Origin of the sequence: Paenibacillus sp. GCM10027628 (assembly GCF_042676385.1) — a bacterium.
Taxonomy (GTDB): Bacteria; Bacillota; Bacilli; order Paenibacillales; family NBRC-103111; genus Paenibacillus_E.
On record NZ_JBHTHA010000023.1, the window covers coordinates 189,949 to 201,105 of the forward strand.

Annotated in this window: 9 protein-coding genes and 1 pseudogene; 8 read left to right on the forward strand and 2 right to left on the reverse strand. The window is 46.2% G+C overall.

Annotated features, from left to right (window positions below; translation table 11 throughout):
- Nucleotides 1–24: 24 nt before the first annotated feature.
- From ACFQZT_RS17925 to ACFQZT_RS17945, 5 genes are all read left to right on the forward strand, one after another.
- Entirely contained in the window at nucleotides 25–1,509 is a 1,485-nt protein-coding gene (locus ACFQZT_RS17925) for a DUF5605 domain-containing protein (protein WP_379302208.1), read from the forward strand.
- A 19-nt stretch (nucleotides 1,510–1,528) separates the two neighbouring features.
- Nucleotides 1,529–2,386 carry an ABC transporter substrate-binding protein gene (locus ACFQZT_RS17930; protein WP_379302209.1) on the forward strand — a complete coding sequence of 286 codons (858 nt, stop codon included), beginning with the start codon at nucleotides 1,529–1,531 and terminating at the stop codon, nucleotides 2,384–2,386.
- Nucleotides 2,383–2,847, forward strand: coding sequence for a type 2 periplasmic-binding domain-containing protein (locus tag ACFQZT_RS17935; protein WP_379302210.1), 465 nt, complete (start codon nucleotides 2,383–2,385; stop codon nucleotides 2,845–2,847). The genes ACFQZT_RS17930 and ACFQZT_RS17935 overlap by 4 nt, the downstream gene beginning before the upstream one ends.
- A gap of 69 nt (nucleotides 2,848–2,916) precedes the next feature.
- Nucleotides 2,917–3,792 (forward strand): carbohydrate ABC transporter permease, encoded by an 876-nt coding sequence (locus ACFQZT_RS17940; protein ID WP_379302211.1) that lies wholly within the window; start codon nucleotides 2,917–2,919, stop codon nucleotides 3,790–3,792.
- A 26-nt stretch (nucleotides 3,793–3,818) separates the two neighbouring features.
- Nucleotides 3,819–4,655: a carbohydrate ABC transporter permease gene (locus ACFQZT_RS17945; RefSeq protein ID WP_379302212.1), complete on the forward strand. Its 837-nt coding sequence runs from the start codon at nucleotides 3,819–3,821 to the stop codon at nucleotides 4,653–4,655.
- A gap of 175 nt (nucleotides 4,656–4,830) precedes the next feature.
- Here the strand turns inward: ACFQZT_RS17945 and ACFQZT_RS17950 are convergent, their stop codons facing one another.
- Nucleotides 4,831–5,799 (reverse strand): AraC family transcriptional regulator N-terminal domain-containing protein, encoded by a 969-nt coding sequence (locus tag ACFQZT_RS17950; RefSeq protein WP_379302213.1) that lies wholly within the window; start codon nucleotides 5,797–5,799, stop codon nucleotides 4,831–4,833.
- 143 nt (nucleotides 5,800–5,942) lie between these two features.
- Between ACFQZT_RS17950 and ACFQZT_RS17955 the strand changes: the two genes are divergently transcribed.
- The 3 genes and pseudogenes from ACFQZT_RS17955 to ACFQZT_RS17965 all read left to right on the forward strand — a co-directional run bounded on the left by ACFQZT_RS17955 (nucleotide 5,943) and on the right by ACFQZT_RS17965 (nucleotide 10,367).
- Nucleotides 5,943–7,355 (forward strand): MFS transporter, encoded by a 1,413-nt coding sequence (locus tag ACFQZT_RS17955; RefSeq protein ID WP_379302214.1) that lies wholly within the window; start codon nucleotides 5,943–5,945, stop codon nucleotides 7,353–7,355.
- A 275-nt stretch (nucleotides 7,356–7,630) separates the two neighbouring features.
- Nucleotides 7,631–9,109: an Lsa family ABC-F type ribosomal protection protein gene (locus ACFQZT_RS17960; protein ID WP_379302215.1), complete on the forward strand. Its 1,479-nt coding sequence runs from the start codon at nucleotides 7,631–7,633 to the stop codon at nucleotides 9,107–9,109.
- 248 nt (nucleotides 9,110–9,357) lie between these two features.
- Nucleotides 9,358–10,367: pseudogene (locus ACFQZT_RS17965) on the forward strand (Cfr family 23S rRNA (adenine(2503)-C(8))-methyltransferase).
- Nucleotides 10,368–10,840: 473 nt separating this feature from the next.
- Here ACFQZT_RS17965 and ACFQZT_RS17970 read toward each other — a convergent pair.
- Entirely contained in the window at nucleotides 10,841–11,083 is a 243-nt protein-coding gene (locus tag ACFQZT_RS17970) for a hypothetical protein (RefSeq protein ID WP_460872072.1), read from the reverse strand.
- Nucleotides 11,084–11,157: the final 74 nt, after the last annotated feature.

An 11,157-nucleotide genomic window follows, 5' to 3' on the forward strand; every position in this document is an offset into this window, starting at 1 on the left:
ACTTAACGAAAGGAACCGAATCGTATGAATCGCGCAGAAAATAGTTTCGAAGTTGAGCAATGGGGGATATTCGAATACTGTTGTGCCGGACCGTACCATGGAAATCCGTTTAAGAATGTTCAGTTTGCGGGGTGCTTCCGATACGGCCATCGGGTTGTGGAAGTGCAAGGCTTCTATGACGGAGACGGACAGTACTGCGTCCGTTTTATGCCGGACACTCCGGGTGAGTGGACGTTTGAAACCGTTAGCAATATCGCCGATTTAAACGGTCATACGGGTACGCTGTGCTGCGCACAACCGGGGCCAAACAACCACGGACCCGTTCGGGTGGACAACATCTACCACTTCTCTTATGCCGACGGTACATGCTACCGGCCTTACGGTACGACTTGTTACGCTTGGACTCACCAGGGGGAGCTGTTGGAAGAGCAGACCTTGGCTAGCTTGCGTCAAGCTCCCTTCAACAAAATCCGGATGTGCGTTTTTCCAAAGCACTATGACTACAACCTGAACGAACCTGAGCATTATCCTTTTGCAGGATCTCCCCAGTCGGGATGGGACTTTGCCAAATTCGATCCAGTCTTCTGGAAGCATCTAGAGAAGTGTATTCAGGATTTGATGAACCTCGGCATTGAAACGGATTTGATCCTGTTTCACCCGTATGACTGTTGGGGGTTCTCAACGATGAGCCCGGAGACGGACGAGTTGTATTTGCGGTATGCCGTCGCTCGGCTTTCTTCCTTCCGGAACATTTGGTGGTCGCTTGCAAACGAATATGACCTGATGCATAGCAAATCGATGCATGATTGGGACAAGTTCTTCCGCATCATCCAAGAGTTCGATCCGTACCAGCATCTGCGGTCGATACATAACTGGCACAATCCGGAGATTCATTATCGCAGCAATATGCATTGGTACGATCATGGCAAGCCATGGGTTACGCATGCCAGCATTCAGCATCACGATCTTAATTTTATCCCTGAATGGCGGGATCTCTACCGCAAACCGATCGTCGTCGACGAATGTCGGTACGAGGGTGATTTGAACCATGGCTGGGGCAATTTGACGTCGGAAGCGATGACGGAATGCTTTTGGCGGGGAATGGCCTTTGGAGGCTATGTGACACATGGTGAAACGTTCGTGCATCCGGAAAATATCATCTGGTGGTCGCACGGCGGCGTCCTCCATGGACAAAGTCCTGAGCGCATCCGCTTCCTGCAGGAGCTTATGGAAGATGGGCCGCTACTTGGAGCAACCTCGATCAATTTCAAGTGGGATGCGGCTGCGGGCGGAGTAGATTCCGAATATTATTGGGTGTATTTCGGACAGAGCCGCCCCGTATTTCGAATGCTGCAGCTGCCGGAAGGACTTCGATTTGAGATTGACCTTATCGATACATGGAATATGACGGTTTCGCGGATGGAAGGCGTGTATCAGGGTGCTTGCCGAGTTGACTTACCTGCTAAACCATATATGGCTTTAAGAATCAGAAAAACATCATCCAATTGATTACGAGGGGGAAAAAAGTATGAAAAAAGTGATTTCCGTACTTGCATCCGTTATGCTTGCCGGCGGTATTATGGCGGGGTGCAGCTCGGGCGGCGGCACGGAAGGCAGCGGCAACATTAGCAGCTCAGGTGCAACTGCACCTGCCGCGGGCGACAAGAAAGATGCAGGCTCAAAAGTAACCATTTCGCTTTGGCGCCTGGATAACAACTGGGAGTGGCTTGATAAAGCGGTCGACGACTTCAAGAAGGAATACCCGAACATTGACGTGCAGATTAGTAAATATGGAACGGATCCGATCAAAGAAAACCTGAAGCTTGCAGCCAATTCCAAGACACTTCCGGATATGTGGTTTACTTGGGGCGGTTCGCTAGGCTCCTTCTATCCGGAGAACGGCTTGACGCTCGATTTGACGCAAATTGCGAAGGATCATAAGTACGCGGAAATATACAACAAAGCCGCTCTGGATATGTCCACCTACAATGGCAAACTATCCGGCATACCGATCCATCTGAACGTACTGGGCATGTGGTATCCGAAGAGCGTGTATGAGAAAGCCAATTTGAAGCCCCCAGCGACGTTCGCGGATTTTGAAGCTCAGTTGAAAACCTTGAAGGACGGCGGCGTCACTCCGCTGGCGTTCGGAAGCAAGGGCGGCTGGCATACGATGCGGCTTACGGAAGCGCTTCTGGAGCATTTCGGCGGACCGGAACTGCATGACAAACTGACGAGCTTGAATGCGTCTTGGAATGAACCGGCTGTAGTGAAAACGTTCGAGAAGTTGAAGGAGTACACGGACAAAGGCTACTTCCCGAAAGGTTACGTCTCGCTCGATCCGCAGGAAGCGGAAGCGCTCATCTATCAGAAAAAGCTGGCTTGATCAATGAAGGTACCTGGTTCGACCGAAATCTCAACACTAACGCAACTGACGCCAAGAACTTCGGCGTGTTCAAGTTCCCGACCGAGCAAAAGCCGGCCCGCCCATCGGTGTTCGCTGAAATGTTCCAAATTAACGGCATGAGCGATAAGGCGAAGCAGGAAGCGGCCGTGAAACTTGGCGAGTATTTGACCAGTGTGAATGTGGTTAATAAATATATTGAGGAATACGGTTCGCCGGCAACGCTGAATACGAAAATATCCGATAAGACGCCGCATCTGAAAGAAATGCTGGATAGCGCGAATGATGGAGCCTTCCTGATTATGGACCAGGCTCTGCCGCAGCAGGTGATCCAGAAAGTATTTGAGGCTCAAGATCGTGTTGCCCTCGGCGAGTGGACACCGCAGCAGGCCGCACAGGAAATCGATAAAGCAGCAACCGATTACAAGAATAAGAAAAAGTAATACATGTTTGGTTGGCCGGGGCGATCAAGCGATTGATCGCTTCAGCCGCTTCCGGAAGGAGGAAGATGGATGGGACTTAAGGCCGTGAAGCCGTGGCTATTTTTGCTGCCTGCATTGGTGATTTACTTGACGGTTATATTCGTACCGTCGATTTATACGCTATATCTCAGTTTTTTCAGCTGGAACGGGGTGGCTCCCTCCAAAACTTTCGTCGGCTTTCTCAACTATATCGATTTATTTACGAAGGACACCGTTTTTCCGCGGGCACTGAAAAACAATTTGCTATGGATGCTCGGTTCCCTCATTGTGACTTTGGGGCTCGGTTTGTCGCTAGCATTGCTATTGAATAAGAAATTTAAAGGTCGCACGCTGTTACGGGGAATTTTCTATTTTCCGTATATTTTGTCTGGGGTCGTCGTCGCCACCGTGTGGGCATGGATGTATAATCCGACGCAAGGGTTTGTCAATAAAGTTCTGGAAAGCTTCGGACTAGAGAGCTGGTCGCACGCCTGGCTTGCGGAGCCGAAAATCGCACTCTATGCAGTGTTTGCGGCCGGGGTGTGGCAAGGAGTGGGTCAGCCAATGGTACTCTTCCTTGCTGGCTTGTCCACGCTCCCGCAAGATCCCTATGAAGCTGCCTTCATCGATGGAGCAAAGCCTTTTCAGGCATTCCGGTATATTACGATCCCTTTGCTGCAAGAAACGTTCGTCATCGTCATTGCAACCACCATTATCGCTTCGATGAAGGTCTACGACATTATTTATGCCATGACGGGCGGAGGGCCGGCCGAAAGCACCCAGGTGCTCTCCTCCTGGATGTATTACCAAACTTTCAAATTCGCTAATATTGGGATCGGGTCGGCCATTTCGTGGATGCTCGTGTTTATCGTCATGATCGTGATCGTTCCATATGTGTATAACACCACGAAGAAATCGCATTTTTAATCGCGGGAGGAAGGTGAATTTCAGTTATGCATGAAGCAAGAGTCCGACTGATTTCCGGAGCCGTCCGCTATGTTGTACTGATCATGCTGTCTATCTTGTTTATGATACCGCTTGTGTTTATCGGCTTCACTGCACTGAAATCCAATGCGGATTTGATGAATCACCCGTTCTACTCCTTGCCGGAGAAGCTGCATTGGGATAACTTCATGAAAGCTTGGGAACAAGGCAGAATGAATATGTATATGAAGAACACGGTCCTCATCAGCGTCATCAAAGTACCGTTAGGCATATTGATCGAAGCTTTGGCGGCCTTCGCATTGACGAGGTTGAACTTCAGATGGAGCGAGCCGCTGTTTACGCTGTTTCTGGTCGGTATGATGATTCCAATTCAGGCTACGCTCGTGCCGCTGAACATTTTTCTGAATAAGACGCATTTGGTGAGCACGTATCCCGGCATTATTCTCATCTATATCGGCTTCGGGATTCCGTTTGGTATTTTGATTTTGCGCGGATTTTTCCGAACGATACCGAAAGAGCTGGATGAGGCGGCGTTGATCGACGGTTGCGGGGATATGGGCAAATTATTCAAGGTGATTATCCCGCTTTCCATGCCGGCGATCGCGACACTGGTTATTTTCGACTTTATGGCGACCTGGAATGAATTTTTACTAGCGCAAATTTTTATCACTAAAGACACGATGAAAACGATTACAACCGGGCTGATGGCTTTCCGTGGGCAGTTTACGACGGATTACACATTGCTCAATGCGGCCGTTCTGATCTCGATTGTTCCCATTTTCATCGTATATTTGATGTTCCAGAAGTACTTTGTCAATGGCTTGGCAGGTTCGGTAAAAGGATAAGTGGGAGAAATGAATGCCAATGCATCCGTTCGATTTTCCGGTATCCAAAAAAAATCCGGCTGTCAGCATCCTTCTAATAAATCAGAAAACGGAGCCCGCTAACTCGCGAGGCTCCGTTATTATTGTTCCATATTATGTTGCCCCGAGCCTATTCCCTTCGAGATGACATCCATCCTTAACTATCATCCAATCCCCAAGCGCACGAAGATTTACGCATCGCTTTCATATCTTGCAGAGGAGGCAGACCAAAAAGCCTTCGGTATTCCCGGTTGAATTGCGACGGACTTTCGTAGCCTACCGTCAATGCGGCCGTAGTTGCCCCTATGGGACCGCTCAACATTAAGCGCCTGGCTTCCTGAAGGCGAAGTTGCTTCTGATACTGCAAAGGCCCCATGGTTGTGATGGTTTTGAATTTATGATGCAGTCCGGAGGTACTCATGTTGCAGGATTTTGCAAGTTCCTCGACGCTAAAAGAACGTTCGTAATTTTCTTTGATCCATTGGATCGCCTTACCGACTCCATCCGCTCTTTGATCAAAGAGCACCTTTGGGAAAAATAAGTGCCCAAAATCTCCTGACAGTAAGTTAAATATCATTTCCTTTTTGATCAGTTCGGACAGATATCGAGCTTCTTTCGGCTTATCGAGTAGCTTCAGTAACCGGAAAAATATATCCAGTAGCTCGGCGTCCGATTTTCCGATGAAGGCTCCGGCACTTAGAACTTTCCCTTTTGGCTCCGTGATGATTTCCGCCTCCGTGACCACAGAAGCGATTTCTTGCGTCGTAAAATCGATACGCAAACCGATATAAGGCGATTGTTCCGTAGCTCCGATGACTTGGGCGGAAGCCGGCATATCGATGAGCGATGCCAAATAATCACCCGCTGAGTAGTGAAAGATATCTTGACCAAGGTAAAGTCTCTTCATCCCTTGAAGGATCAGACAAAAGGATTGAGTCAAAATACCTGAACTTCGCACTGTATCGCAACTGTTTTTGACAATGGTAAAAAACGGAAATATAGTTGACGTCCGCCCATCTGCCAGGTTCATCCGATCCGTTACGGCAATGAGCTGATCCAACGCTTTCTTATGAATAGATACACTTTTTTCATTTACAGTTCGGTAATCCAGTCTTTGTTCCGGCATGCATTCCATCCCTCCCATCCTTATCTAAATTATATAGGCATTTGCAGCTTTAGGCAATTTTTAAGCAGGAACGGTCTACTTCCTTCCGCCGATTCCGTCCATAATAGGTTTCAGAACACTAACTTCTAAAAAGGGAAAGGAACATGTTTATGCATCAGTCAAAATGGATCATTTTAATCATTATCATCGCATGTCAACTTATCGTTGTGCTTGACGCCTCCATTATGGTAACGGCAATACCTCAAATCGGTCGTTCGCTGCATATGACGGCAACCGGCTTAACTTGGGTGCAAAATGCCTACATTTTGCCGTTCGGCGGTTTTTTGTTGCTCGGTGCCCGGGCTGGGGATCTTTTGGGGCGCAGAAGAATGCTTAATGTGGGCATCGGATTATTTTCGCTGGCTTCTATGCTGGCCGGTTTGGCGCCGACAGCCGAAATTTTGCTTGTTTCCCGTGCATTCCAAGGCTTTGCGGCTGCTTTGGCAACACCTGCTGCGCTAGCCTTGCTGTCGGCAAGCTTTGTAGAGGCCAAGGAACGTGCCAGAGCGATCGCGATATACAGCGCGGTTTCGGCTGGAGGCGGCAGTATCGGTCTCCTTCTTGGCGGATTTTTCACCGATTTTATTTCTTGGCGCGTCGGAATGTTTATCAATATACCCATTGGGATTGTTTTGCTCTATTTGGTACAGAGGTTTATTCAGAAATCAAGTACGAGGACTGGACGTTTTGATTTTTGGGGTGCGATTGTCTCCGTAATCGGCATGACTGCGTTGGTATTCGGCTTTGTTCAAGCTGCCGAGCGCGGTTGGGGGGAGCCCGAAACATGGATTTCACTTGCGTCCGGGATTGTTTTGTTAGCGGCATTCGTCCTTATTGAAGCCCGATCGGCTGAGCCGATCATCCCACTCCGGTTGTTCGCGAGCCGACAGCGGTCCGGGGCTTATCTGGGAAGGTTCTTCATGGTGTGCGGGAATTTTTCACTCTTTTTCTTTATCCCTCAATATTTGCAAAATGTCCTCGGGTCCAGCTCGCTTGAAGCAGGTTTAGCTTTTCTGCCATTTACAGTCGCCCAGTTCGGGATGATGTATCTGATACCTGGGCTAGTGCAGCGTTATGGAAATAGCAAAGTCCTGATAGCCGGTTTGTTATTAGCCATCATTGGTACACTCTGGATGAGCCGAATCGTCTCTGGGCAAGCGGAGTTCTTTCCGCAAATGTTCATTCTTTTGAGCATCATGGGCATTGGCGCCGGAATGGTGTTCCAACCGCTTACCGTTTTGGGGCTCTCAGGTGTGGACCCTCAAGATAACGGTGCGGCTTCGGGTCTCATTAACGTCGCGCATCAAAGCGGTTCTTCATTAGGTTTGGCTGTTCTCATAACCGTATTTCATGTAGCTATCCAAACGGATCAGCCTTCCAAGATGCAATTTGCTCATGCTGTATCGGATTCCATATTGGGATCAGTCGTGTTTATTGCATTAGCCCTTGTTACGACGCTTCTCTGCTTTGTTCCATCAAGCCAGCCTGCTCGAAAACAAGCACTGACAGAATCTTGATACAAAGTTGAAATGTGAAAATGGTTGTGCTACAATGCTGGTAATTAATCTAGGGGAGATGATGAGAATAATGTAAAATTTCTTGCTTATTTACGAATGATAAAACAAAAACTGTTTTATTCTTTGTTAAGCAAGAAAGTTACTTATTCTCTTCACTCAAATAAAATAACAAAATCTAATCCATGAATTGGGTTATATTTTAGTATTTGTTTATTTGAGCTACAAGAAAGGTAACTTTCTTGTAGCTCTTTATTTTTTTATGGAGGATTTTGACAATGTCTTTAATCAATGTGACCAACCTGACTTTTGCTTATGACGGTAGCTACGACAACATCTTTGAAAACGTTAGCTTTCAAATTAATACAGATTGGAAATTGGGTTTTACTGGAAGGAACGGTCGAGGCAAAACAACATTTCTGAACCTGCTGCTTGGTAAATATGATTACAGCGGAACCATTTCAACAAATGTCAGCTTTGAATACTTCCCCTTCCATGTTGAACACAAGGAATATAATACCTTGGACGTTATCGACGAAATTTATCCCGACTATGAGCATTGGCAGATCGTACGCGAGCTTTCGTTGCTGAAGGTGTCAGAGGATGTGTTGTATCGGCCGTTTGAAACCATGTCAAACGGGGAGCAAACGAAAGTATTACTTGCAACCTTGTTTTTGAAGGAAAACAGTTTTCTGCTTATCGACGAACCAACTAATCATTTGGACATTCACGCACGGAAGCTGGTCAGCGATTATCTAAAAACTAAGAATGGATTTATTTTGGTTTCGCACGATCGCGCATTTCTAGATAATTGCGTGGACCACATTCTTTCGATAAACAAAACTCATATTGAGGTCCAGAAAGGTAATTTCTCGGACTGGTGGGAGAATAAACAAAGGCAGGATAACTATGAACTAGCCGAGAACGACAAGCTGCGAAAAGACATTAAACGGCTATCCGAAGCCTCAAAGAGAACGAGTAACTGGTCGCACGAAGTAGAGAAAACAAAAAACGGCACTCGCAATTCCGGTTCGAAAGTTGATAAAGGATATATCGGACACAAGGCCGCCAAAATGATGAAACGTTCCAAATCGATTGAACAGAGACAACAATCCTCGATTGAGGAGAGTTCCAAACTCCTGAAAAATATCGAAAGCTCGGAAAGTCTGAAAATCACTCAACTTGCTTATAACAAAAGGCAAATGGTGGAATTAGAGCATGTTTCTATCCATTACGGGGAACACACAGTATGCAACGACGTAACCTTTACCATTGAACAAGGAGAACGCGTTACACTTGCGGGTCCAAACGGTTCGGGAAAATCAAGTATTCTCAAGCTAATTCTTGGCGAGGAGATCCCCTTAACGGGAACATTTCGCAAAGGTAGTCAATTAAAAATTTCATACGTATCACAAGATACCTCACATCTGCAGGGCAACTTATCAGATTATGCGAGCCAGAACGAGATCGATGAGAGCTTGTTCAAAGCGATTTTAAGGAAACTCGATTTTTCACGCATACAATTTGAAAAAGACATGTCTTCATTCAGCGGCGGACAGAAGAAAAAGGTACTGATCGCAAAGAGCTTATGCGAGAAGGCACATCTCCATATATGGGACGAACCGTTAAACTTTATTGACGTCATTTCCCGTATGCAGATTGAAGAACTATTGTTGGAACATTCTCCGACAATACTTTTTGTAGAGCACGATAGTGAATTTTGTAAAAATATCGCCACCAAAATCGTCGAACTGTAATGTAAATTTACGCTTATTTTATATTAGGAGGTTGAAATAAATGTTTGAAGTTGTAAATGTTCATGTGAACCGTTCATTGTCCATTGGTACGGTTCACGATCAAACTAAACGGATGCCGGAGCATTATCCATCTATCGATAGATGCACGTAGTTGGTTAATGTAGATTTTAAGCACCAATAAAGGGTGCTAAAGGCTTTTTCTCCGGCTCAAGAGGAGAAAAAACATGAAATAAACTTCGAAATACGAAATAATTCAACACATATTGACAGTATTGAAACAACCCGCGTATCGGTTCCAACAAATTGCGGATGCGATCTTCAAGCAAAGAATTGGTGACCCAAGGGTACAAGAAACGAATTAATTAAGAACCTTGGCGAATACGTTTTGAACTTAACCCCTGTCATGCAAAAGACATCCAGACAAGTGAATAAAGTGCATCTTTCTATTGAGGGCGGTGAACGCATAGAAGCAGTTCAACTAAGCTATGAGCGCGGCTGGAAATCATACTGCATTTCCAGCCAGTGCGGATGCGGATATGGTTGTCGCTTCTGCGCTACAGGTACAATCGGACTGAAACGAAATCTAACCGCTGATGAAATCACCGATCAATTGTTATACTTTCATTTAAATGGTCATGCCTTGGATAGTGTTTCGTTTATGGGAATGGGAGAGGCGCTAGCCAATCCTAATATCTTCGACACGCTTATGATTCTAACAGATCCACGAACCTTTGGCTTGGGGCATCGAAGAATTACAGTTTCTACCATCGGAATTTTGCCGGGTATCGATCGTCTGACAAAGGAATTTCCACAAGTTAACCTGACCTTTTCACTGCACTCTCCGTTCGACGAACAGCGGAGCGAGCTAATGCCCATTAACAATCGATTTCCGCTTCATGATGTGTTAAACAAGTTGGATCAGCATATTCGTGATACGGGCAGAAAAGTATATATTGCGTATATATTACTTCGAGGAGAAAACAATTCAAATGAGCATGCGGAAGCCATTGCTGCTTTGTTAAAGCACAGAGGTCCTTGGGAACATTTATATCACGTCAATTTAATCCCCTACAATTCAACCGAGGTGACGCCTGAAAGCTTTCATCAATCAGACAAAGATCGGGTTCAAAAGTTTGTCAGTATCTTAAAGTCAAAGGGAATCAAAGTAACTGTGCGAACTCAATTCGGAACGGACATTGATGCAGCATGCGGTCAGCTATACGGACACAACAAGTTCATTGTTTCCAACGAGTTTTGAAATACATCGTCCAACAAACGGTCCACGCTGGGGATATGTTTGCCAAGCTGCAATTGAATTACGGTTGAGAAGGTACGTTTCATTACGAGACAATTCAATTTCCAATCAATTCCGGAACATAAATAACGGAGCCGCGCGGGTTTGCGGGCTCCGTTTTCTAATTAATTATGGAAAATCACATTAAGGCGTTTTGATTGCACAAAAGTCGCATCCCGCAACAAAATGTTCCTGCAGCCGCGCTGTTAAGACGGTTTTACCGTCTTAACAGTATCGGGCCCTGCACAACAGAGACTTTAAGGCGGTTATTCCGTGTTAAAGTCTCATCCCGCAGCAAAATGTGCCCGGAGTCGCGCTATTAAGACGGTTTTACCGTCTTAACAGTATCGGGCCCTGCACAACAAGGGCTTTAAGGCGGTTATCGGTTTGACCCCCTAATTTTGGACACTTACCACGTTCATACTCTCATTCTCGCACTATAGGGCAATTTTTGGCGGTGTTATGGATCCCACGGTCACCAAGCGTAGATACTCTCTTGGTGACCTATCATTAAGACTGCCGTGAATACGTTCATTATTGTAGAAGCGAATAANAATGTCCTCTGTACTGCAGGCTTTTCCACGATGATGTGCGACAATGCTTCGGTCAAATACATCGATGATGCTCGCTAAGTAGAAATGCCGACGTTTGCCGGCGACGTACCCATACTTAATGTCCATTTGCCATAACTGGTTGGGGCCTGTAACGATTCGATTATTAGCTACCTTTTTGGGTACAGGATTCGTCGTCTGTC